This window comes from Nostoc sp., from assembly GCF_036918015.1.
GTDB lineage: Bacteria > Cyanobacteriota > Cyanobacteriia > Cyanobacteriales > Nostocaceae > Nostoc.
The window spans coordinates 107660-130370 of sequence record NZ_JBALEO010000083.1 but is presented as its reverse complement, the minus strand read 5'-3'; the positions used below and the strand labels follow the sequence as shown (position 1 = coordinate 130370).

Below are 22711 nucleotides of genomic sequence, written 5' to 3'. Positions count from 1 at the left end.
CTGAAAAGACCAAAATTTATAGAAATGAAAAATATTATCTCGACTAGTTGGAATAACTGGTTAAAACGGCATAAAGAATCTATTTTACTATTTGACTCAATTGCTGCCGCTAATGAGATTGCCCTGATGCTTAACGGTCAATGGGATGGCTGCAATGGTGTAATCGTGGCTTCTAGTGATGAGGTAGCTGTTAACACTGCTGCCAAACTATTACAAGCTACATGGTGTTATCAAGGCGCATCAAAAGCTGTTTTAGACAGAGTAACAACGAATGAAATTTTACGCCGTTATGCAATGGGAGAAAGAAATTTTGTTAATGCTAATTTGAGGTGTGCAGTACTTGCATCAGTGAAGCTGAGTGAAATTAACCTAAGTTATGCCTCCTTGAGTTGGGCGGACTTAAGTCAAGCCAATTTAAGTAAAGCTGATTTAACAGCAGCAGACCTCAGTCAAGCTAATTTAAGTAGAGCCGACTTGACTAAAGCATACCTAATGAGGGCAAACCTAAGCGAGGCAGACTTGCAACGAGCTTCACTTCAAGGGGCTAACCTAAGTAGTGCTAACTTAAGTGAAGTCAACCTCAGTGGTGCAGATTTAACAGGAGCTAATCTGTCACTAGCAGACCTAAGAGGGGCAAATTTTCACTTGTGCAATTTGAGTGGGGCTAATCTAACAAATGCCAAGTTAATTGAAAGTGACTTAGCTTTTGCTCAACAATGAGCGATCGCCGGACTCCAGTATTACCTCTAGTAGTCTGTCAAGAACTAATTGACGGATAAATTCCTTGTAGAGACAGCGATTTATCGCGTCTCTCTAACCTTCCGCCTTGCGGTACTAGTCAGTTCCACCCCAAGTCCAGTTAGGATTGCCATTCTTTAAACTATTTTTTAGCACTACTAGGGGATAAGCATTAGCATCAGAGCCACCAGCCAAATCTAAGATGAAGTAAACTTTACCTTTAACAAAGTGCATCCGTAAATAATTAATCTTTCCAGAGTAGTCTTGCCCATCAACCTTAGTCATTCCAGCAGAAGCAAAGCATCTAACATATTTTGGCTTGAGTGTACCAACCCATGTAACACTAAAGCTATTACTGGCTTGAACAGAGATATTACTGGCATAAGCACTCAGGTTAATAGAGCCATCTGTTGCAAAACTGCCTTCTTGATAAGGGCGGGGTTTTTCAGTAACAATTACCTTGTCTGGACAGCTTTGTTTTTGCTCGTTTTCACTATAAACTTTTAGCTCAATTTTTTGTGATTGATTTTGTGCTTGGACGCACCAGTTGGATAACAGAGGCAGTAAACCAATACTTGTGCCTATAATCAAAATCAAAGGTCTAAATGAAATCATACTCATATCCCAACAAATACTAAATTGAATTGGGTTAGCGCCAAAAACCTTAAGTTGTGTAGTTGTGTAGGTTGGGTTGAGGAACGTAGACCCAACATTTTCATAGCTTTGTTGGGTTGCGCTTTGCTTCACCCAACCTACAATTTTTATTAACTAAGAAAAGGCTGTTTATCAAGCAACAGCCTCTTGCTTAGGCTTTCGCACCGGACGCTTGCGATCGCTTCGACGAACGCCCCCTGCCATTTTATACTCATCGCTATTCTTGCCATACTTTGCAGCTACACTGAGTAACATATGTTCTGTTAGTTCCATCAGCGACTTTTCGGCAACTTCTAAGGCTCCCTGAGTCAGATCCACGGTAGAGAGGCTTGAGTTATAAGCTTCCAACTTGTCTTGCGTTGTTTTGATGACTGCTGCAAAGGAGTCAATTGTTACCCCATTGCCTAAATCTAAGGTGGGACTGATCGATTTCAAAGCCGCAATCCGACGCTGCGCTCTATCAATTACTTTAGACCCGCGTTTTGGACGTGACATAAATCACTTTCCTGTTATTAATAATGCGCCAGGATAAAAACTGACTTCCACCCTGAACTTTACAGCACTAGGATAAACAGAATTAGGGTTACTTGACACCAGCATTATTCAGTATAAATTGATTTATTTATCACAAATATATTGAGTGGCTTTATGTAAATTCTTGGGGATTGTCCAAATTCAATCAACGACTGCCCGAATTCAATAAACAACTGCCCGAATTCAATAAACAACTGCCCGAATTCAGTAAACGACTGCCCGAATTCAGTAAACGACTGCCCGAATTCAGTAAACGACTGCCCGAATTCAATAAACAACTGCCCGAATTCAATAAACGACTGCCCGAATTCAATAAACGACTGCCCGAATTCAGTAAACGACTGCTCAAATTCAATATAGGAACTTAGCAAACTTGCTTTTATTCGTCACTAGCACTCTCGTTCCCAGTCTCAGACTGCTACGGTGTACACACAAGTTGAATTACCCCCCTTAATTCCCCCGATATATTGGGGGGAAATCAGAAATTTGGTTCCCTCCCCTTTATAAGGGGAGGGTTAGGGTGGGGTAAAACCTTGGTTAATCAGCTATTTCAGACTTGTGTGTACACCGTAGGTCTCAGACTGGGAACGAGGAAAAACGAGGAAAAATTTACACCAATTCCTCATGGATATTTCTATGTAACAATACTTAAAGAACAGGGATAATGTGAAGAATATGCTTTAGATGTGTTTTTAAGCAAAGACATCTAAGTAAATACGGTAGTATATGGTTAGTGTTAGGTTATTTAAATATTTTGTATTTTTAAGGTAGATATGCACGCAGAATGTCTCAGAACGAATGTGTAAAGTGCGTAAGTCCTAAGTACTACTGAAAAGCCTTTTCATAGGGTAAATCTTTGATGAATATTACTGTTCCTAATTCTTAAGGTATACGTCAACTTCGGTAAGTATTGTGTGCCCGAAAATAGCACCAAATTCAAGGTTAAGAACTGATAATTACTGAAAAAATGGAATCAGGTAGGTAAAAATTATGGCAAATATCATTGGAACCGACGGCTACGACATACTACAAGGTGGTACTGGGAATGATACTCTCATTGGTGGTCAGGGGGATGATTATTTAACTGGTGGCGGTGGCAAGGATAAATTTGTTTACAACTTGGGTGACGGCACTGATACAATCACTGATTTCGGTGGCATCGGTAAAGGAACCAACCCGACAGCAGCAGTTATTGCTGAAGTGGACACCATCAAATTCCAGGGTGCAGGATTAACTGCTCAAAATTTATTGCTGATTCAGAATGGCAACAATCTGGAAATCTCCTTTGAAGGGAATGCTAATACCCTAGTTATCCTGCAAAACTTCAAACTAGAAAACTTGGAGAATCTAAAAGCTTCTGGAGGCAAACCAGCACTTGGTAATATCCTGTTTGATGGGCAAAATAGTATCACTGACAGCTTTAATGTCCTCGATTCCAACTCTACTGATACTAGCCTGGGCATCAAGAACACAGTAACTTTCCTCAATGACCTCAACAATAACATTACGGGGTTAGAGGACTCAAATGATGTAGTTAATGGTCAAGGCGGTAATGACAAAATCGATGGGTTGAGTGGAAACGATTTGCTGCGAGGTGGTGCGGGCGATGATACCCTCATTGGTGGTGCGGGAAATGACTCCCTCATTGGTGGTACGGGGAATGATTCCCTTGCTGGCAATAATCTGCTTTCTGGGGGCGATGGCAATGATTATCTCTCCATCTCTGGCTACGAGAGCTTTAGCTACCCAGACTACGAATACAACTCTCGCTCGTCTGGTAAGAATACCCTCAACGGTGGCGCAGGTGACGATAACTTGAGTGCTAGCGGTTCAACAGGCAATAATTTGCTCTCTGGGGACGATGGCAATGATAATCTCTCCATCTCTGGCTACTACAATGGAGGTAACTACGGAGCCGACGACTCTCGCTCGTCTGGTAAGAACACCCTCAACGGTGGTGCAGGTAAAGATACCTTGAGTGCTGGCGGTTCAACAGGCGATAATTTGCTCTCTGGGGGTGATGGCAATGATTATCTCTCCATTTCTGGCTACTACAATTACACTCCTAGCGACCCCTACTCACCCCGCGATGTCTCCATTACATACGACTCTCGCTCGTCTGGAAATAACACTCTTAACGGTGGTACTGGGGATGATAACTTGAATGCTAGTAATTCAAAAGGTAATAACTTACTGGATGGTGGTGCTGGCAATGATTATATCTCCGCCTCTAGCGCCTTTGGTAAGAACACAATCTATGGTGGCAGCGGGAATGATATCCTGATAGGTGGTTTTGGTAATGACACCCTCTATGGAGGCACTGGTACTGATACCTTTGTTTTCAATAGTTACAATAAAGGTGTTGACAGTATTTATGACTTCAACGCGACTAATGAACTGATTCAGGTATCGGCTGCTGGCTTTGGCGGCGGGTTATCAGCAGGTTCACTTAAGACAAGTCAGTTCACCCTCGGAACATCTGCAACGACAAGCAATCAACGATTTATCTACAACAGTGCTACAGGTGGACTGTTCTTTGACATTGATGGCAGCGCGTCTGGGTTTACTCAGGTAAAATTTGCCCAACTATCTGCTGGATTGTCACTCAGCGTAAATAATTTTGTGATTGTTTAATCGGAATTAGCGCTTTTTGATCGCCAAGCGGTAGGGTTTGCGAGGTACTATTTTTAGCGTCTCGCATTCGATTAACCATTTTATTGAGGGATAGCGATTCTTGCAGAGATAAGTAAGATATTCTAACCTGGATTTCTCACAAGTGAGAAATCCAAGGGGTGTGGGAGGTGTGGGAGGATGGGGAAGAAGTCTTACCCCCCACACTCCCCACACTCCCCACACTCCTCTTCCCCTGAAGCCTACACTATGCGTGAGAAATCCGGGTCTAAGGGTTTTCCTAATGGGACTTTTTGTATTCAAGGTAATCTTATACAAGATTGCCACACTTAATCTTCATAAACCTTCTACTTAGTTGCATTCGCAATCAGGTATCATAAGGGGTTAACCAGACTCTTAATACATTGTGGTTAATCATTTCTGAACAGAGCGATCGCCAGTTAAAAACTTAACATCAAAACTAAACAGTTAAAAATTCTTTTATGCTAAAAATTTCTAATCTTAACGTTTATTATGGCGAAAGCCATATTCTCCGCAATGTAGATTTGAGCGTACCATCTGGGCAAATGGTTTGCCTAATTGGACGCAATGGTGTTGGAAAAACTACCTTACTCAAAACTATCATGGGTTTACTCAAACCCCGTAGCGGTACGATTAATTTAGCTGAAGAATTAATCAATTCCAAATCCCCAGACCAAAGGGCAAAGTTGGGAATTGGTTATGTCCCCCAAGGACGAGAGATTATCCCTCGTTTGACAGTTAAAGAAAATCTACTGCTGGGGTTGGAGGCTAGACGCAAACCAGTCAAAAAAGCAGAAATTTCAGAGGAAGTTTTTAGTTTATTTCCGGTGTTAAAAACCATGCTTTCGCGGATGGGTGGTGATTTAAGCGGAGGACAACAGCAACAATTAGCGATCGCACGTGCTTTAATGGGAGAACCTCAATTACTCGTCTTAGACGAACCCACTGAAGGTATTCAACCCTCCATCATCCTAGAAATTGAAGCCGCAGTCCGTCGCATCGTTGAAACCACAGGTATTTCGGTGTTATTAGTAGAGCAACATTTACACTTTGTCCGTCAGGCTGATTACTATTACGCCATGCAAAAAGGTGGTATTGTCGCCTCCGGTTCCACCACCGAACTTAGCCAAGATGTGATTCAGCGCTTTTTAGCTGTTTAATTTTTGATATTTCTATATCAATTGTGTCGGCAGCAATCAAGTCTGCTGCTTCTTGTAAAAGCTCATGTTGTTCTTTTTGAATTGCTGCCAAACGACTAGAAATTTCTACTAATCGTTGTTGTTTATTTGGTTGAAAACTTTCAGGTAGTAAAGTAGGCAGGTTCTCAGTTTTTTTGACACCTGTGATTCTTTGAACAGCAAAACTCCCAACTTTAATTAAGGATAGAAAGCTAACTTTAATCAAAGCCTGAAGCAATTTTAATGGAACTTTGAGTATTGACCAACTAGCGGTTTCAATTAAGCGGACAATTGCTTTGATGATGCTCCAAAGTAGAGCAAGTGCAAACAGCAAAATTACTACACTAATAATTGGGTGATTAGCCGTCCAACCTAGTATTTGAACTAATCGAAAAAATATCGGGTGTTGTGTCAGCCAATCACTTGCAGAAGATGCCATTGCATCTTTAACTGCTCCCGATGTTGTATTTTTAAATTGCTCTGCTGTTTGCCAAGTTTGCTCTAAACTTGTTGTAACTGTATCAATTGCTTTATCAGTCGTTGTAGTGGCTGTTGTCTTCAAAGACTCACCAGCTTGTTGTGCTGAGTTACTTAGAGAGTTAACGCTTCCGCCCACAAAATCTTTCACATTTTGCAAGCGTTGTAAAACTCCGTTAGGTAAATGTACGTTTATTTGGGATGCCATAGAACATTTCACCAAGGTTGAAATCTAACCCGCAACCCATCTTTAGGGCGATTGCTGGGAAAAAACATGGTTTCTAAACTTTGATTGGGTAATATCTCCCAATGATAATTGCGTAGAAGATGAGCAGCAACAATCTTCATTTCCATTTTGGCAAAGGCTATACCAATACAGATGCGTGGCCCACCGCCAAAACCAACTAAACTAAAAGGATACTTTTTATGTTCTTGGCGCTGGGGACTGAAATGGTCTGCTTCAAATATCCTTGTCTCTTGCACCAATAGCCCAAAACCTGTCATCTGTCATTATTTTTCCTAAGATTACATAATAAATTTACATAAATTTAATATTACTTTTTATTCAATAAAATTGCTGAACGTTAAGATGTTGTGGATCTATTGTTGAAAAGTAAAAATTTTATGCATCTGGATTTACCACAACTGATTAAATCACTCGGCTATTTTGGGGTCTGGGCGATTGTATTTGCTGAATCTGGCTTGTTAATTGGTTTTTTTCTGCCTGGGGATAGCTTATTGTTCACTGCTGGATTTGTTGCATCTCAGAATTTATTGAACATTTGGGTTCTGATGATTGGTGCTTTTATTTGTGCAGTCTTAGGTGACAATGTTGGCTATGTGACTGGGCATAAATTTGGCAGAAGACTATTTAATAAGGAAGATTCATGGCTGTTTCATAAAAAACATCTTGTGAAAACTCAAAACTTTTATCACCAGCACGGTAAAAAAACGGTTGTTTTAGCACGCTTTTTACCGATTGTACGGACTTTCGCGCCCATTGTGGCCGGGATTGGTGCAATGCATTATCGCACATTTATGTCTTACAACTTAATTGGTGGCTTTCTTTGGACATTCGGCATTACCCTGTTAGGGTTTTTCTTAGGAAAATCTCTGCCACCTGAACAGGTAGATAAGTATTTATTACCGATTATTGGATTAATTATAGTTATTTCTTTAGTACCATCGATTATTCATTTGGTACAAGAAAATAGAGCAAACAAAAGTTGAAATGTTTTTTGCAGATCCTTAGTAGATGTTTTATTGTAGAGACAAGTATATTGATTTACTGAAGCCATAAACATCAGAGCTTGATCGTACCCTCATGAGCGACAAACAAAAGGATACAGAGCAACTAAATTTATTTATGGGAATTTTGAATTTTGAATTTTGAATTCGGAGCGTTCGCCCTTGGCGTCTCGAACAGAAGCGACATGACTTCCTTAAACATCAACCTCTATCTGTTCCTAGAAAATCTCCTGTTTTTCCTTATTGCCACACTTTTCATTGTGGTTGTGAACTGGGGATGGAAAAACGCAAAGCCTTATACTCTACCTTTACCATTTCCCGGTTGGTATAAAATCTGGTTTGGCTCGGTGCAACTGCTAGCAGTAGTGCCGCCATTAGTGGTTATGCTATTGTGGGGTGTATGGTGGGGCGATCGCACGGTGTTAACTGTGCTTGCTTGGTATTTTATCGTCTTAGGGCTGCAAATCATCTCTGAAAGAGTAACGCTTGGGCAGTTGCAAAATGTTGTGTGGGTGATGGTTCCTTATATATATCTCCCTTACCGCTTTTGGCAGTTGTATGAGGGTTTGACACTTTTGGATTCTACAAGCGAGTTGCAGTGGGTACGATATTTATTGATTTTTGAATTGGTGATGTGGATTGTTAACTACGCCATAGATGTATCTCAATTGCCGCGGCTGTTTCGTTGGGAAGTAGAATCAAATGACGTGAGCTAGGGATTAATCGCAGAATTAGCCATTTTTACTAAAGAAGTGCGATCGCCTGCTTTTAATCCAAAAACATATTGCACACCTTGTTGTCTCCAAGTCAAGGTAGCATCTGAGCAACCAGCACCACAAGTAAAATCTACAAAATAACCAGTAATGCCCTTAGCTAAGGATACACGTTTCCCAGTCAGGCTGGGTGTTTTGCGGGTTATGGCTTCAGCAGAAACAACGCCTAAACGACAGGCAGAAGCACCATTACAGTCGGAAGTGTAACCCAGTAAAATATCATACTTTTTTTGCGTAGCAGCTTCTATAGTTGCGTAAATTGGATTTTCCCCATCCGACTCAGGAATAAACTTCGGTAAAATAATCCGAATTTGAGTTTTTTGCTTTAATTTAGGCAGAATAGATTTAAAAACTGGGTTTACCTGAGTTTTACTCTGCTGTGCTATTATTTGGGACTGGTTGTTTATATTTGCTATGGCTGACTTGTGAAAGCTGCTGACACTGACTAATAAAAATACGGCACATACAGCACTAGTATTTCTAACGCTTAAAATCATCTTTGAAAACCTATTCGATCGAAAGTACTTATTTGTAATACCCAGTTTTAGTATAAAAATACGCATTTAACAGCTGAAGCGATCGCTGGGAATAAGAAATACAAAATTAATCAGTCATAACGGCATATATGGCAGCTTTACTCATTTCTGGGAGACGTTCATAATCCTTACTGAGACGACGGTAGTAGTTATACAGAAATATTCTAATGTTGATGAGAAATATTCCAGCATTAATAAGGAATATTCTAATGTTGATGAGGAATATTACAATGTTCCTTATAGATGTTGTAATGTTGATGAGAAATATTCTAGCATTAATAAGGAATATTCTAATGTTGATGAGAAATATTACAATGTTCCTTATAGATATTGTAATGTTGATGAGGAATGTTGCAATGTTGACAAGAACTACTTGTACATTGAGAGTGACGGAGAAAAAAGTGGCGATCGCTAGTGCATGAATATAGGTTGCGATCGCACCAGAGATAACTCTACACCACATCCTGTACTACTTGGCAAAACTCTGTGTCCCTCTGCATTTAAAAAAGTAATATTTTGAAACGCTCCAGGCTTTAGTAAAGTATGGCGTGTTTAGACCTGAACCTGTCCTAAATTGTTTTAGAATGAGCAAAAAGACGAAAATGAGTAGTTTTGCTGAAAAATTTGCTCAGTTATCCTTAAACGACCAGCGAAGCATCCTCATTGACCCTCGTGTTCAAGCCAACATAGGAAAGTGGAAACCGTTTTATAAAATACTGACTGATTTTAATTTTATCGATGCTAAAATCAAGCATTCTGATTTTGGTGTGCAGTCACTAATTGCGGATTATGATTTAATTAATGATTCAGAACTATTAAACAACTCAGAATATAATCCAGATCAAGTTAAAACGCTGAAATTGATTCAAGGAACCTTGCGACTGTCAGCGCATATATTAGTAAAAGATAAAATGCAATTGGCTGGGCAATTGTGGGGGCAAATGCAGCACTTTGCAGTACCGGAAATTCAAACGATGCTGGAAGTAGCAAAGCAGCAGCAAGTTTTACCTTGGTTGCGTCCGTTAACATCTAACTTAATTTCCCCTGGCGGAAGTTTACTTCTCACCCTTGCAGGTCATAGCGACCGGGTAAATGCAGTAGCCATCACCCCCGATGGCAAGCGGGTGATTTCTGCTTCAGATGACAAGACACTCAAACTCTGGAATCTAGAAACTGGGGAGTGTGAGCAGACTTTCCAGGGTCATAGCTACTCGGTAAATGCAGTAGCCATTACCCCCGATGACAAACGGGTGATTTCTGCTTCAGATGACAAGACACTCAAACTCTGGAATCTAGAAACTGGGGAGGATGAGCGGACTTTCCACGGTCACAGCAGTTACGTAAGAGGAGTAGCTCTTACTCCCGATGGCAAGCAGGTGATTTCTAGTTCAGCTGACAAGACACTCAAACTCTGGAATCTGGAAACTGGAGAGTGTGAGCAGACTTTCCACGGTCATAGCGGCTCGGTAAATGCAGTAGCCGTCACCCCCGATGGCAAGCAGGGGATTTCTGGTTCAGGTGACAAGACACTCAAACTCTGGAATCTGGAAACTGGGGAGTGTAAGCAGACTTTCCACGGTCATAGCGACTGGGTAACAGCAGTAGCCATCACCCCCGATGGCAAGCAGGTAATTTCTGGTTCATGGGACAACACACTTAAACTCTGGAATCTAGAAAATGGGGAGAATGAGCGTACTTTCCACGGTCATAACGGCCAGGTAACAACAGTAGCCCTCACTCCCGATGGCAAGCAGGTGATTTCTGCTTCATTGGGCGGCGACACACCCAAACTCTGGAATTTGGAAACTGGGGAAGATGAGCGGACTTTCCACTGTCATAGCAGTTGCGTAAGAACAGTAGTTCTTACTCCTGATGGCAAGCAGGTAATTATTTCTAGTTCATGGGACAAGACACTCAAACTCTGGAATCTAGAAACTGGAGAGGATGAGCAAACTTTCCACGGTCATAGCGACTCGGTAAATGCAGTAGCCCTCACCCCCGATGGCAAGCAGATGATTTCTGCTTCAGATGACAAGACATTTAAACTCTGGAATTTGGAAACTGGGGAGGATGAGCGGACTTTCCAGGGTCATAGCGACTCAGTAAATACAATAGCTGTCACCCCCGATGGCAAGCAGGTAATTTCTGGTTCAGATGACAAGACATTCAAACTCTGGAATCTGGAAACTGGGCAGTATGAGCGTACTTTGCATACTTTCCAAGGTCATAGCTACTGGGTAACAGCAGTAGCCGTCACTCCCGATGGCAAGCAGGTGATTTCTGCTTCAGATGACAACGCACTCAAACTCTGGAATCTGGAAACTGGAGAGGATGAGCAGGCTTTCCACGGTCATAGCAGTTACGTAAGAGCAGTAGCCATTACTCCCAATGGCAAACAGGTGATTTCTGGTTCAGATGACAACACACTCAAACTCTGGAATCTGGAAACTGGGGAGGATAAGCGGACTTTCGACGGTCATGACAACTCGGTAACAGCAGTAGCCCTTACCCCCGATGGCAAGCAGGTAATTTCTGCTTCAGGTGACAACACACTCAAACTCTGGAATCTGGAAACTGGGGAGGATGAACGTACTTTCCAGGGTCATAGCGGCTCGGTAGATGCAATAGCCCTTACCCCCGATGGCAAGCAGGTAATTTCTGCTTCAAGTGACAACACACTCAAACTCTGGAATCTGGAAACTGGTGAAGAAATTGCCACTTTTACGGGAGAGTCCGCATTTTTTTGCTGTGCTGTTGCAGCAGATGGGGTGACAATTGTGGCAGGGGAGTTCTCAGGGAGAGTGCATTTTTTGCGGTTAGAGAATGTCTCGTAAAGTATGAACACTTCACCTCGACTCGTTTCGGAGAGAGGTCAGAGTGCATTCGATAATAAGAACGCGTCTGCCATACACTAAAATTCGTGAGAGAGTTGACCTGGGGAACATCCTAGAGTCAAGATAAAAGGGTTGATATATCTTGTCAAAGTACTAAGCACATCCGATATCGCCTGATTTTCTTTCATTTCCCTGCTTTTGGGTTAAAGAGAAAGGCTATGGGCGATACTTATTAACGTGGCAAAAAACTGAAAAAAGTACGCGCGGATTGCTAAGACGTGCCTGGACGCAGAGGGTTAAGCCGTTGCACCCCGATGAAGCGTCAAGAAATAGCTGATTAAATCAAATTCTAAGCGATTTAATCATATATTTTGTAGCAGATACTTGTGGAAAAGAAAATGCTAGGTGTAAATGTTGTTATGAAAGTTGGCGATCGCGTCCGCGTTAAAGATTCGGTAGTGGTGTATCATCATCCTGAACATCGGAATCAGCCTTTTGATATCAAAGGTACAGAAGGCGATGTAGTAGCTATTGCCACCCAATGGCGAGACAGACCAGTAAGCGCTAATCTGCCGATTGTAGTCCAGTTTAGTAAAAAGTTTAAAGCCCACTTACGTGAAAATGAGTTAGAAGTCATCTAAAGCACTTATCTGCGGCGAAACCACTGAAAAATATTCAGTTCGCCGCGCATTCTTTTAAGCTCTTGGCGGTTTTGTTCTGCTGTGGTATAATACCAATCACAATAACGCTGAAACTCCGACCGTGACCGAACTTCGTGGTAAAACTGATGGGTTGTTTGGTAAGAGGCAAAAGCTTCCTCAACTTCAGGTTGAGCAACTGGAATAATATAAGGTAAATTTTTTGACATAAAGTTGATTTAGTTTGTCATTTGTCATTGGTCATTGGTCATTAAGAGTTTCAAATTCAGGCAATTACCGCACTTCCTAACTCATAATTCCTAACTCATAATTCCTAACTCATAACTCATAACTCATAACTCCTAACTCCTAACTTTAATTAAAGCCAACCGCGTAAGCGATAAACGAAAGAACCAATATATTCTTTTAAAGCGGTGGTAAATTGGTGTAAGTTATCAGTATCAGGTAATAAATTTAGTATAGCGGCTTTGGGAGTACTACCGAGTTCTTGCAACTCACCCTCACTAACTAGAAAGTCAGTGGGTGCAGGAATGGCATTGATTCCTTGACGCTGGAAAATCTGAAGCGATCGCGGCATATGCATTGCCGAAGTAACTAATAATACTTTATTTATCCCACGAGATAACAAGATTTTGCGGACATTTACAGCATTTTGATAAGTATTGAAAGAGTCAGGTTCTTGAACAATTGCCTCAGATGGAATACCAATAGATGTGAGTATTGTGGCCATATCTGCCGATTCTGGTGAACCACTTCCACGCCAATCAATGCGCCCCCCGCTCAGAATGATTATAGGCGCTTTTTTCTGGCGATAGAGTTGTGCGGCGTAGATGACGCGATCGCCTGCTTCACTTAAATCGACGGTAGGTCTGGGAGGAAAAGCTGATTTTGTTGCGCCACCCAAAACCACAATTGCTTCTGCATTAGTTATTTGGGCGGGTGGAAGATTTTGCCATTCTAGCGATCGCACTAATGATTTAGCGATCCAAGCATTGCTACAAAATAGCAATAAAGTTAGGGAAAAAGCAATTGCGATCGCAGCAGTCCTTGGTCGTTTCCACAAAGTCACTAATGCTACTACCAAGCTTACACAGGCTAATCCTAGTGGATAAAAAAATAGCGGCAGTAATTTGGATAGATATAAAAACATATTATTAGGGCGTGGGGCAGGGAAGCAGGGGAGCAGGGGAGCAGGGGAGCAGAGGAGAAGTTGCAGTAAGTCTTTCCCTCTGCCCCTCTGCCCCTCTACCCCTCTGCCTTTTGTGCCCAATGCCCAAATTACTACCTTTCCCAAAACTTGAAATTGAAACTACTTCCAGGAGCGCGACGATAACGGCGACCGGCTCTTCTGATTTGCCGTTTGTTGATCCTTTCATTCGTTGGCTCAACTTCAACCTCTTCTGATTCTTCAACTTGCAACTGAGTTCTAGTTTCTTCCTTACTTCCCCACCAAGCAGTAATCCAGCCTCCAGCTAAAGCGCCTAATCCACCTAGCAAGATACTCATAGGTGCTGGATAGCCCAAATATACAAAGCCCAGCATGAAAAATAACCAGTATTTCAATCCCGTATCGACACCATCAGATGAGGCGACAGCTGGAGCCTGGGGGCTATTATCGGTTAAATTTGTGATCCAGCTTAAGATGAAACCGCCCATGATTCCTAAAAAGATGCTCAGGGCTGGTGCGGAGCCGGTCATTATTAATATAAATGTTAAAAATGCTCCAAATAATAGTTGAGAAAAGAAACTGGGAGAAATACTGAAAAAGTCGTTCTTTTTGTCTGCCATAAAATAAAAAACTTATTTAACTAATTACTAATTCATAATTCGTAATTGAGTTGAAAATTACGAATTACGAATTACGAATTACGAATTACGAATTACGAATTATTTTAATTGTGCCTGTTGTGGCTGAGTTGTATCCCAAATCTTTACATAAGGTTGTTCCTCTTCAGTGAAAGGTTCAGCTTGTTTGATTTGTGAGGCTAATAAATCGGCGGTGGCATCAGCAATATCACCAGTGCGATTGTTCAAACGCTCTTTTAGGACTTCCAGCGGTGCTGTGCATTGGATAATCTGAAGGGGAAGTTGATGTTTTGTAGCTTGGGCGATCGCTTCTTGCCGTAACTGTTGTTTATCATACTTGGCATCCAAAATCACCGAAAAACCTTGTTCAGCCAAGATAATTCCCAATTCTAACAGCCGTGTGTAAGTTTTCTCGGTCATCTCCGGCGTATACAAATCATCGCCACCCCGTTCCCACAAAGGAATTCCCCCTAAATGCTTCCGCACCGCATCCGAACGCAGGTGAATTGCTCCCTGTTGACGGGCTAAAGACCTTGCTGTGGTACTTTTACCAGAACCCGACAATCCCGACATCAATATTAGTTGTCCCAGATTTGGTTTAGTGTATTCCCAAGCCTGTTTGTAATAATCAGCAGCCGTTTTTGTCGCTTCTTCCTTCACCGTCGCGGGTACGCTTGGATCGTCTAGCAAAAAGGATGTCACCTTAGCTCGGACATAAGCCTGACGACTTAAATACAAGGGCAACACCTGTAAACCTTCCCAGTCTCCAGTTTGCTCTATATAGGCATTCAAAAACGCATTACCCAAGTCTTTGCGTTGGCGAGCTTCCAAATCCATCACCGTGAACGCCACATCATACATCACATCGACAAAGCGAAATGGCTCATTAAATTCAATGCAATCGAACAACAAGATTTTATCGTGCCACAGGGCAATATTTCTCAGGTGTAAGTCTCCGTGACATTCACGAATATAGTCGTTGTGAATTCTGCTAGCAAATAATTCTGGACGTTCAGCAAAAAATTTATCTGTATATTGCTGTGTTTCTGTAAATTGCGCCTGAGTCTGGGGGCCACCAATATACTTCTCAGTTTGCTGATAATTCTCATCAAAGGCAGCCCGGACATTTGGCACTTCGCCAAAAGTGCGAATGTAATCATTCGTCTGTGCTTCGGCATGATATTGAGCCACCACCCGTCCCAACTCATCTAGCCGCGTCTCATTTAACTTACCTTCTTCAAAAAGTGTGCTTAATAGCGACTCTTGAGGAAACTGGCGCATTTTCAGCACATATTCTACAGCCTCGCTCGCTCCCCCTAACTGGTATTGCTCCCCTACCAAAGTTATGGGCAAAACTTCTAAATATAATTCACCAGCACCCCGCTGATTTAACCGTAACTCTTCCTGACAAAAATGCTGCCGCTTATCTAAGGTGGAAAAGTCCAAAAAGCCAAAATTCACAGGTTTTTTCAGTTTATAAGCGTAATCTCCAGTCAACAGCACATAAGAAATGTGAGTTTGAATTAGTTGAATGGGTTCTGTTACCTTATGGGGATAAACTCCCGGCTGCAACATTTGCTGAATTAAAGCTGGAAGAGTCGCTTCTGTCATCTCTGTCCTCTGCGCTCTCTGCGCCTCTGCGGTTCAAATACAAAAAAACCAGGAGTTCCCCCCTGGTGTCATCAAAAATTATTACACAGTTTACCTAGCTTAAGAAGCTGCTTCAGTTTCAGTTTCTGTTCCAGCATCTTCAGCGCTAATTTGTGGTGGCAAAACGCTGACAACAAGTCGCTCTGATTCAGCTAGAGGTGTAACACCTTCAGGAAAGGGTATATCACTAATACTCAAGCTGTCTCCAATTTGCAGGTTAGAGACATCGATTTCGATAACATCTGGGATGTTTTCTGGCGCACAACTAACTTGCAATTCAGTAATTACGGTGTCTAACACGCCACCTTCTTGTTTAACACCAACAGCAGTTCCCACAAAACGCAGACGTACTTCTACAGTGGTGTCACCGTGGCCAGCAACCGCGAAAAAGCTGAGGTGGTAAGGCGTACCTTTGGCTGGATGGATCTGAAGTTCCCGCAGCAAGGTTTTACCACGCCAAGGTGCATCAGCAACATTCAACTCAATCAAGGTATTGTTGACGGAAGCTTTTTTGAGCAAACGCTCAACAGTTTTAGCTTCAATGGTCAAAGAAATGGATTCTGTACCCTTATGACCATACAAATTGGCAGGTATCAATCCAGCACGGCGCAAAGCTCTTGGCTTGCTGCCTTCTGGACGTTTTTGAGATTCGACTGTAATAGCCATAAAAGTTGTCCTTTGTCAGTTGTCAGTTGTCCTTTGTCCTTTGTCATTAGTCATTTACTAATGACCAATGACAAATGACTAATGACTAAATTTACGCACTAAGTAGGGTAGCAGGTGTACCGTCGGGGTGCAATAAAGCGCGTTTGGGCCCGTGGATGGGGTCTTCTACGATTATGGTTTGATCGCGGCTGGCTCCTAATGAGACGATCGCGATCGGGACTTCCATCAATTCGGCTAAGAATTTGAGATAATCCAATGCTGCTTGTGGCAAGTCTTCTAGGGTGCGGCAGTGAGTTGTTGACACTTTCCACCCTGGCAAGGTTTTGTAGATGGGGCGACATCTAGCAAATTGACGAGAACTGGTGGGGAAGTGTTCGCTGCGTTGGCCATCTATGTCATAAGCGACACAAACTTGGATTGACTCTAATTCATCGAGAACATCCAGTTTGGTGAGCGCCATACAATCCATACCGTTAATCCGCACGGCATAGCGACCGATGACAGCATCAAACCAGCCACAGCGCCGTTTGCGTCCGGTGGTTGTGCCAAATTCGGCACCGCGATCGCACAGCAATTCTCCTAACTCGCCATCCAATTCAGTCGGAAATGGCCCCTCTCCGACACGGGTTGTATAGGCTTTTGACACCCCAATTACCCGGTCAATCATTGTCGGACCTACCCCTGCACCAACGCAAGCCCCACCCGCCACCGGGTTAGAGGAGGTGACATAAGGATAAGTTCCATGATCTAAGTCTAGGAGTGTACCTTGTGCGCCTTCAAACAAAATATTGCGCCGTCGCTGAATTGCATCGTATATTTTTAACGATGTATCAATAACGTAAGGCCGCAAGCGTTCTGCATAACCCAAATACTGTTCAATCACCTCTTGTGGATCTAGAGGCGGCAAGTTGTAAAGCTTTTCTAAAATGACGTTTTTATAATTAATCGTCCACTCCAGCTGCTCGCGCAGCCCATCAGGGTTCATCAAGTCTAAAACCCGAATGCCTGTACGTTCAGATTTGTCAGCATAAGTCGGCCCAATGCCCCGACCTGTTGTGCCGATCTTATAGCTTCCCCGTCGTTCTTCAGATGCCTGGTCAATCAATCGATGATAAGGCATCGTTACGTGGGCTGTCTCAGATATCAGCAGGTGGTCAGTGGAAATATTTAACTCTTTTAGTTGGTCGAGTTCTGCGATCAAAATCTGTGGATCGATGACTGTTCCACAGCCGATAATGCAATCGGTATTTGGATACAAAATCCCAGAGGGTATCAAGTGCAGTTTAAAGGTCTGACCTTTAACTACAATCGTGTGTCCAGCATTGACACCCCCTTGGTAACGCACCACAACATCTGCGGAACGGCTGAGTAAGTCAGTTATTTTACCTTTTCCTTCATCGCCCCATTGGGCACCTATGACAATGACGTTAGCCAAGAGCTTATATTAAGAAGTAAAGTTTCCACAAACTATTATTATTAACATATTGCTTGGGTCGTGTCAAGATAATTGTAGTAAGAGCGTACAGACGTGCGCCTCAACAGCAAATTCCATTGTTGATGTATGATGTCACCCTGTTATGACAGCGATTACCATCAACTTTAATAACGTTATCAAACTTACCAGTGACCAATTTTACCAACTGTGTGATTCCAAAAATTGGATAATTTATTTTTTGGAGTTCCCTAATTAAAATTCCAAATCAGAGATGTTGCATTGCAGCGTCTCTGCAAATATTATGGATAGGCAAATTACCCGATCCGAAGTGTATTAGCGATACTACAGATCAAAATGAATTTATATTAAAATTTCGCGGATTTCTTTGTGAGTATCATGTATAAATCATCATCCTTAAAAATCCAGATATTTACAACTATAACAGATTGTATTTTGCTACCCGTGTTATTAAAATCCTTAAAATATTCTCAGTATTTGTTTTTAATCTTTAATCTTAACTGATGAAGGGCATCTGCGGCAGAAGGGGCGATCGCATGAGCAAAAAATGGTATCGAGTCCAAAAGCTGAAAGCAATATTCGTCCTAGCATTGGCTGTTGTATTTACTAATGCTGTAGTTTCGTATAGCAACACTGTGAAGCTGATTCACAACCAGCAATGGCTAACATACTCCTATAAAGTTATTACCCAAATTGAAAGTATCCAATCTACACTCAAAGATACTGAAACTGCACAACGTAGTTATTTAATTACAGCAGATGCAGATGATTTACAAACTTATCTTACAGCTGATCAACAAACAAATAGCAATATTCAGATTCTCAAGAATTTAACTGTTAATAACCCTAAAAAGCAGCAGTGGATTGCTTTACTAGAGCCGAAAATTACCAAGAGACTCAATATTCTCCAACAAGAAATTTACCTCAGAAAAAATCAGGGATTAGAAGCAGTTCGGCAGCAAATATTATCTGATAATGACAAGCAAATTGGTAAAGAGATTCAACAACTGATTAACGACTCTTTGAAAGCGGAGAAAAATTTATTACAGCAGGAAATGCAGCAGTCACAAGCGAATTCCCAAAAGGCGATAGTGACATTTTTTATCGCTGCGATTGTGGATTTGGTGCTAGTGGCGTTGCTGTATGATTTGTTGTGGCGTTATATCAGGCAACTTCAGCAGACGGAACTGGCCCTACGCCAAAGCGAAAATCGTTTACGAGCCGTGATAGATGCAGAACCAGAATGCATCCAGCTAATTGCCAGAGATGGCACCCTTTTAGAAATTAATGCAGAAGGGCTGGCAATGATGGAAGTGGAAAGTGCTGATATCTTGATTGGTAAACCAGTTGATGCTGTAGTTGCGCCAGAGTACAAAGCAGCCTTTGCCGACTTGCATGAAAGTGTCTGCCAAGGTAATAAGGGGACTTTGGAGTTTGAAATCGTGGGATTTAAAGGCACTCGCCGCTACATAGAAACTCATGCCGTACCACTACGTAACGAATCTGATGGCACGTTTATCCATTTGGCAGTGACGCGAGATATAACCCAACAAAAACAGGCAGAACAGAAAATTCGCGAACAAGCAGCGCTATTGGATGTATCAACTGATGCAATTATGGTGCGAAATATCCACCACCAAATCTTATTTTGGAATAAAGGTGCTGAACGTCTATACGGGTGGAAGGCTGAGGAAGTTGTGGGGAAGAATGTTTTACAACTTTTATATAAAGAAATTTCACCACAGCTAAAAGATGCTTACTTGAGGGTGATGAATACAGGTGAGTGGCGGGGTGAGTTGCATCAACTGACAAAAAAAGGCAAAGTAATTATCGTTGAAAGTCGGTGGACATCGATCCGAGAGGATAATGGACAACCCAAATCTATTTTGAGTGTGAACACTGAGATTACGCAACAGAAACAACTAGAAGCTCAACTTCTGCGATCGCAACGTTTGGAGAGTATCGGCACTCTAGCTGGCGGTATCGCTCACGACCTCAACAACATACTATCGCCAATTTTAATGTCAGTTCAACTGTTGCAGAAGAAATTGCCCGATGCGCAGAGTCAGCAAATACTGCAAACTTTAGAAAATAATGTCAAACGCGGCGCTAATTTGCTTAAACAAGTATTATCTTTTGCACGGGGTATTGAAAGCAAACGGACAATTGTGGAAATTCAGCCTTTGATGGCAGAGATTGAGCAAATTATCGCTCAAACATTCCCCAAATCCATTAGTTGCCAGATAGATATCCCTAAAAATCTCTGGTACGTTCGTGGAGACATAACTCAACTACATCAGGTATTGATAAACTTGGTAATCAACGCCCGCGACGCTATGCCCAATGGCGGTATTCTCAGGATTGCGGCGGAAAATCTGGTGATTGGCGAACATTCTGCCCAGATAAATATAGATGCGAAAGTTGGTTCTTATATTGCGATCGTGGTGACGGATACTGGTATGGGAATGTCGTCAGAAGTCCAGCAAAGGATTTTTGAACCATTTTTCACTACCAAAGAGGTAGGCAAAGGTACAGGTTTAGGACTTTCTACGGCGTTGGGTATTATTAAGAATCACGGTGGTTTTGTAAATGTTTACAGTCAAGTAGGCAGAGGTACTCAATTTACAGTCTACTTGCCTACCTCAACATTTAGAGACACACATTCGCTGTCTCAACAATTGGAATCAGTTATAAAAGATGGCTAATTTATTTTGCTGGTGAAAATATCACAGACTACAAAAATAATATTAACCAATTTCTATACACGTTAGAAATTGGTTAATAGAAATAAAAAATATTCAGTTAACATGATATGCCGTTATAGCGTTTCCTAATCACATAAGGTACATCTTAGCCCCCTCTTCGCTTGCGGGGAGGGGGTTGGGGGTGGGGTTCTTGTACCTCACAAGGGCCGAGAACCGCTATATCACTATTCTCTTGTCTGAACTATAGGAATCCGGTTTGATTTCTGAAAAAAATTAAGTATTTGTAGGGTGCGTTATGACTTTAGTCTAACGCACCAAACCCTTGAAAATGGTGCGTTACGCTTCGCGATAACACACCCTACGTGTTGTTCAAAAATCAAATAGTAATCCTATATATACGGACTCGACTCTTGGGTATTCGTTATGAATCCACCATACTTTTATTCTATTAGACTGTGCAGGTGCGCTACCTGAGATTGAATATCCTGCCTGAGTCATTAAGGTTTCAAAAGTATTTGAGTCGAGAACTGTACTTTTTAATTGCTGTTAGTCCCTGTATTTGATGTCTGTTTAGGGTCATAGCTACCCTGGTAAGTCGTAAAAATTCTATATCCTGGTAATACTAAAGCAATTCCAGTGTTACTGTAAATTTTACCGGGATATTTATAGGGAATATCATCTGGTACGCTTCCACCAATGCGAAAACTAAAACCAAGTAGCCATATATACAAACCAGGTAGTAGTAAATCCATGCTATATGCGATCGCTCTCATTGCTTCATTTTCTTTGAAAGAAGCAGAATTTCTGGCTAGAGCGAATTTTTTGGAGATATTTTTTAGGTTTGTGTTTCGTAACATGGTCTTAATTTCAATCCCCAATAGGGATTTAGTAATTTTCAAGCGTTTCAATCTCTATGAGGGACAAGGTGTTTTGCAACGCTTGCCTCTTAATTGTAACAAGTGGTTTCCATTGAGTAGAGCTTTTGAGAGCATTTTTACCATCAGCCAAAAATTAGCGATCGCCCAGAAACAGAAATATCACAGAGTCAGCGTCAATTACTTTTATGCTTAATCCAGTTTTTAAAACTTTGATTTTTTGCGGTTCATTAGGTAGTAACCAACGCGCAAAACTGTGAAGGTATTTTTCTGCTAATCTTTTACAGATGTTGTCAAAGTATTATTAAATCAACTTTGTTTTAGCTAACCGCAAGTGAGTTTAAAAGTGAGAAAAATCAAACTACTGGCTTTGATATTAATTAGTTTGGCAATGGTGTTGTGGTTTAATTTGCGTTTTTCAACACCTTCAATACCCACTATTGCGGCTTCACCACCAAAAACTATCCGCTACTTCGATCGCACTTTGCCCCAAAGCATCGCTCACGTCGTGTTGATTCCAGCTAATAGCAAATTCTTGGTGACTCCTGCATTATCACAGAAGGTAGCCACTGTAGAGGAATTTGCCCAAAAGTATCAAGCCGTGGCTATTTTGAACGCAGGATTTTTTGACCCAGCCAACCAAAAAACTACATCTTATGTTGTCCGACAAGGAAAGTTGATAGCCGATCCCAAGGAAAACGAGCGGCTGGTGAACAATCCCAACTTAAAATCTTATTTGGATCAAATATTCAATCGCACAGAATTCCGTCGCTACTTATGCGGGCAAACTACCCACTATTCCATTGCCCTACACAATCAGTCACCACCAGCAGGTTGTCAGTTAGTTGATGCTATAGGTGCTGGCCCACGCCTATTACCAGAACTCACCTTAGAAAAAGAGGGCTTTGTAGATAATGCCAATAAACGAGATGCCCTTGGCAGCAATCAACCCAATGCCAGAACTGCTGTAGGTATCACTCGTGATGGCAGCGTTATTTTAGTTATGGTGGCTCAAAAACCCTCGGCTTCGGCGAACTCTGGGGTGTCGTTGCCAGCATTAGCTGATTTGATGAAAACTCTTGGTGCAGATCAGGCGATGAATCTGGATGGGGGAAGTTCATCTTCGCTTTATTACAATGGGAAAACCTTTTACGGGAAGGTTGATTTGGAGGGAAATTCTATCAAGCGTCCTGTGAAGTCAGTTTTGCTGGTTCAGGAAAAGTAGGGGCTGTGGGAATTATACCTACCCACTGGTAGATTTTTGCCATATCCT

Annotated in this window: 20 protein-coding genes and 2 pseudogenes; 9 read left to right on the top strand and 13 right to left on the bottom strand. The window is 41.9% G+C overall.

Going from position 1 to position 22711, the window contains the following annotated elements; genetic code table 11:
* The first annotated feature begins 24 nt into the window (after positions 1-24).
* Positions 25-720 (top strand): pentapeptide repeat-containing protein, encoded by a 696-nt coding sequence (locus tag V7K61_RS24615; protein ID WP_335057357.1) that lies wholly within the window; start codon positions 25-27, stop codon positions 718-720.
* A gap of 114 nt (positions 721-834) precedes the next feature.
* Here V7K61_RS24615 and V7K61_RS24610 read toward each other — a convergent pair whose 3' ends face one another.
* Positions 835-1353: a hypothetical protein gene (locus V7K61_RS24610; protein WP_335057355.1), complete on the bottom strand. Its 519-nt coding sequence runs from the start codon at positions 1351-1353 to the stop codon at positions 835-837.
* Positions 1354-1524: 171 nt separating this feature from the next.
* Complete coding sequence (locus V7K61_RS24605; RefSeq protein ID WP_335057353.1) at positions 1525-1887, bottom strand: hypothetical protein; 363 nt, start codon at positions 1885-1887, stop codon at positions 1525-1527.
* A 1029-nt stretch (positions 1888-2916) separates the two neighbouring features.
* On the opposite strand from V7K61_RS24605, the pseudogene V7K61_RS24600 reads away from it, so the two are divergent.
* Positions 2917-4560 (top strand): annotated as a pseudogene (locus V7K61_RS24600) (calcium-binding protein); the annotation flags it as partial.
* Positions 4561-5039: 479 nt separating this feature from the next.
* On the top strand, positions 5040-5738 hold the full coding sequence (gene urtE / locus V7K61_RS24595) for an urea ABC transporter ATP-binding subunit UrtE (protein WP_099101646.1): 699 nt from the start codon (positions 5040-5042) through the stop codon (positions 5736-5738).
* On the opposite strand, the gene V7K61_RS24590 is transcribed toward urtE, so the two are convergent.
* Together V7K61_RS24590 and V7K61_RS24585 are read right to left on the bottom strand one after the other, a co-directional pair.
* Complete coding sequence (locus V7K61_RS24590; RefSeq protein WP_335057349.1) at positions 5701-6441, bottom strand: hypothetical protein; 741 nt, start codon at positions 6439-6441, stop codon at positions 5701-5703. The two genes, urtE and V7K61_RS24590, sit on opposite strands and share 38 nt — an antisense overlap.
* An 8-nt stretch (positions 6442-6449) precedes the next feature.
* Positions 6450-6737, bottom strand: a complete 288-nt coding sequence (locus V7K61_RS24585; RefSeq protein ID WP_335057347.1) for a cytochrome P450 — start codon at positions 6735-6737, stop codon at positions 6450-6452.
* 120 nt (positions 6738-6857) lie between these two features.
* Between V7K61_RS24585 and V7K61_RS24580 the strand changes: the two genes are divergently transcribed.
* Both V7K61_RS24580 and V7K61_RS24575 read left to right on the top strand, forming a co-directional pair.
* A complete protein-coding gene (locus V7K61_RS24580; protein ID WP_335057345.1) occupies positions 6858-7463 on the top strand; it encodes a DedA family protein in 606 nt (201 codons plus the stop codon).
* Between the two features lie 203 nt (positions 7464-7666).
* Positions 7667-8197: a hypothetical protein gene (locus V7K61_RS24575; protein ID WP_335057343.1), complete on the top strand. Its 531-nt coding sequence runs from the start codon at positions 7667-7669 to the stop codon at positions 8195-8197.
* On the opposite strand, the gene V7K61_RS24570 is transcribed toward V7K61_RS24575, so the two are convergent.
* Both V7K61_RS24570 and V7K61_RS24565 read right to left on the bottom strand, forming a co-directional pair.
* Positions 8194-8751: a hypothetical protein gene (locus V7K61_RS24570; RefSeq protein ID WP_335057341.1), complete on the bottom strand. Its 558-nt coding sequence runs from the start codon at positions 8749-8751 to the stop codon at positions 8194-8196. The genes V7K61_RS24575 and V7K61_RS24570 overlap by 4 nt on opposite strands.
* 106 nt (positions 8752-8857) lie before the next feature.
* Positions 8858-8941 (bottom strand): annotated as a pseudogene (locus V7K61_RS24565) (IS5/IS1182 family transposase); the annotation flags it as partial.
* Positions 8942-9392: 451 nt separating this feature from the next.
* Here V7K61_RS24565 and V7K61_RS24560 point away from each other — a divergent pair.
* A complete protein-coding gene (locus V7K61_RS24560) occupies positions 9393-11624 on the top strand; it encodes a hypothetical protein (RefSeq protein WP_335057340.1) in 2232 nt (743 codons plus the stop codon).
* Between the two features lie 419 nt (positions 11625-12043).
* Positions 12044-12265, top strand: a complete 222-nt coding sequence (locus V7K61_RS24555; RefSeq protein ID WP_190240834.1) for a ferredoxin-thioredoxin reductase variable chain — start codon at positions 12044-12046, stop codon at positions 12263-12265.
* Between the two features lie 5 nt (positions 12266-12270).
* On the opposite strand, the gene V7K61_RS24550 is transcribed toward V7K61_RS24555, so the two are convergent.
* The 6 genes from V7K61_RS24550 to V7K61_RS24525 form a co-directional block, all read right to left on the bottom strand.
* Positions 12271-12492, bottom strand: coding sequence for a hypothetical protein (locus tag V7K61_RS24550; RefSeq protein ID WP_292812697.1), 222 nt, complete (start codon positions 12490-12492; stop codon positions 12271-12273).
* A gap of 149 nt (positions 12493-12641) precedes the next feature.
* A complete protein-coding gene (locus V7K61_RS24545; RefSeq protein WP_335057338.1) occupies positions 12642-13433 on the bottom strand; it encodes a YdcF family protein in 792 nt (263 codons plus the stop codon).
* Positions 13434-13564: 131 nt separating this feature from the next.
* Positions 13565-14071 carry a hypothetical protein gene (locus V7K61_RS24540; RefSeq protein WP_335057336.1) on the bottom strand — a complete coding sequence of 169 codons (507 nt, stop codon included), beginning with the start codon at positions 14069-14071 and terminating at the stop codon, positions 13565-13567.
* A gap of 99 nt (positions 14072-14170) precedes the next feature.
* Entirely contained in the window at positions 14171-15700 is a 1530-nt protein-coding gene (locus tag V7K61_RS24535; RefSeq protein WP_335057334.1) for a bifunctional aminoglycoside phosphotransferase/ATP-binding protein, read from the bottom strand.
* Positions 15701-15799: 99 nt separating this feature from the next.
* Positions 15800-16405, bottom strand: a complete 606-nt coding sequence (locus V7K61_RS24530; protein WP_335057332.1) for a 50S ribosomal protein L25/general stress protein Ctc — start codon at positions 16403-16405, stop codon at positions 15800-15802.
* A gap of 91 nt (positions 16406-16496) precedes the next feature.
* A complete protein-coding gene (locus V7K61_RS24525) occupies positions 16497-17840 on the bottom strand; it encodes an adenylosuccinate synthase (protein WP_334837410.1) in 1344 nt (447 codons plus the stop codon).
* A 554-nt stretch (positions 17841-18394) separates the two neighbouring features.
* On the opposite strand from V7K61_RS24525, the gene V7K61_RS24520 reads away from it, so the two are divergent.
* The gene (locus V7K61_RS24520) at positions 18395-20563 is read left to right on the top strand and encodes a PAS domain S-box protein (RefSeq protein WP_335057330.1); all 2169 of its coding nucleotides are present in this window, start codon (positions 18395-18397) and stop codon (positions 20561-20563) included.
* Positions 20564-21099: 536 nt separating this feature from the next.
* On the opposite strand, the gene V7K61_RS24515 is transcribed toward V7K61_RS24520, so the two are convergent.
* On the bottom strand, positions 21100-21420 hold the full coding sequence (locus V7K61_RS24515; protein ID WP_335057328.1) for a hypothetical protein: 321 nt from the start codon (positions 21418-21420) through the stop codon (positions 21100-21102).
* Positions 21421-21784: 364 nt separating this feature from the next.
* Here V7K61_RS24515 and V7K61_RS24510 point away from each other — a divergent pair, with 364 nt between their 5' ends.
* Positions 21785-22663 carry a phosphodiester glycosidase family protein gene (locus tag V7K61_RS24510; RefSeq protein WP_335057326.1) on the top strand — a complete coding sequence of 293 codons (879 nt, stop codon included), beginning with the start codon at positions 21785-21787 and terminating at the stop codon, positions 22661-22663.
* Positions 22664-22711: the final 48 nt, after the last annotated feature.

Excerpts from the sequence above, each read along its gene's own strand:
- V7K61_RS24615 (WP_335057357.1), top strand. The coding sequence starts at position 25 with ATGAAAAATATTATCTCGACTAGTTGGAATAACTGGTTAAAACGGCAT.
- V7K61_RS24610 (WP_335057355.1), bottom strand. The coding sequence starts at position 1,353 with ATGATTTCATTTAGACCTTTGATTTTGATTATAGGCACAAGTATTGGT.
- V7K61_RS24605 (WP_335057353.1), bottom strand. The coding sequence starts at position 1,887 with ATGTCACGTCCAAAACGCGGGTCTAAAGTAATTGATAGAGCGCAGCGT.
- urtE (WP_099101646.1), top strand. The coding sequence starts at position 5,040 with ATGCTAAAAATTTCTAATCTTAACGTTTATTATGGCGAAAGCCATATT.
- V7K61_RS24590 (WP_335057349.1), bottom strand. The coding sequence starts at position 6,441 with ATGGCATCCCAAATAAACGTACATTTACCTAACGGAGTTTTACAACGC.
- V7K61_RS24585 (WP_335057347.1), bottom strand. The coding sequence starts at position 6,737 with ATGACAGGTTTTGGGCTATTGGTGCAAGAGACAAGGATATTTGAAGCA.
- V7K61_RS24580 (WP_335057345.1), top strand. The coding sequence starts at position 6,858 with ATGCATCTGGATTTACCACAACTGATTAAATCACTCGGCTATTTTGGG.
- V7K61_RS24575 (WP_335057343.1), top strand. The coding sequence starts at position 7,667 with ATGACTTCCTTAAACATCAACCTCTATCTGTTCCTAGAAAATCTCCTG.
- V7K61_RS24570 (WP_335057341.1), bottom strand. The coding sequence starts at position 8,751 with ATGATTTTAAGCGTTAGAAATACTAGTGCTGTATGTGCCGTATTTTTA.
- V7K61_RS24560 (WP_335057340.1), top strand. The coding sequence starts at position 9,393 with ATGAGTAGTTTTGCTGAAAAATTTGCTCAGTTATCCTTAAACGACCAG.
- V7K61_RS24555 (WP_190240834.1), top strand. The coding sequence starts at position 12,044 with ATGAAAGTTGGCGATCGCGTCCGCGTTAAAGATTCGGTAGTGGTGTAT.
- V7K61_RS24550 (WP_292812697.1), bottom strand. The coding sequence starts at position 12,492 with ATGTCAAAAAATTTACCTTATATTATTCCAGTTGCTCAACCTGAAGTT.
- V7K61_RS24545 (WP_335057338.1), bottom strand. The coding sequence starts at position 13,433 with ATGTTTTTATATCTATCCAAATTACTGCCGCTATTTTTTTATCCACTA.
- V7K61_RS24540 (WP_335057336.1), bottom strand. The coding sequence starts at position 14,071 with ATGGCAGACAAAAAGAACGACTTTTTCAGTATTTCTCCCAGTTTCTTT.
- V7K61_RS24535 (WP_335057334.1), bottom strand. The coding sequence starts at position 15,700 with ATGACAGAAGCGACTCTTCCAGCTTTAATTCAGCAAATGTTGCAGCCG.
- V7K61_RS24530 (WP_335057332.1), bottom strand. The coding sequence starts at position 16,405 with ATGGCTATTACAGTCGAATCTCAAAAACGTCCAGAAGGCAGCAAGCCA.
- V7K61_RS24520 (WP_335057330.1), top strand. The coding sequence starts at position 18,395 with ATGAGCAAAAAATGGTATCGAGTCCAAAAGCTGAAAGCAATATTCGTC.
- V7K61_RS24515 (WP_335057328.1), bottom strand. The coding sequence starts at position 21,420 with ATGTTACGAAACACAAACCTAAAAAATATCTCCAAAAAATTCGCTCTA.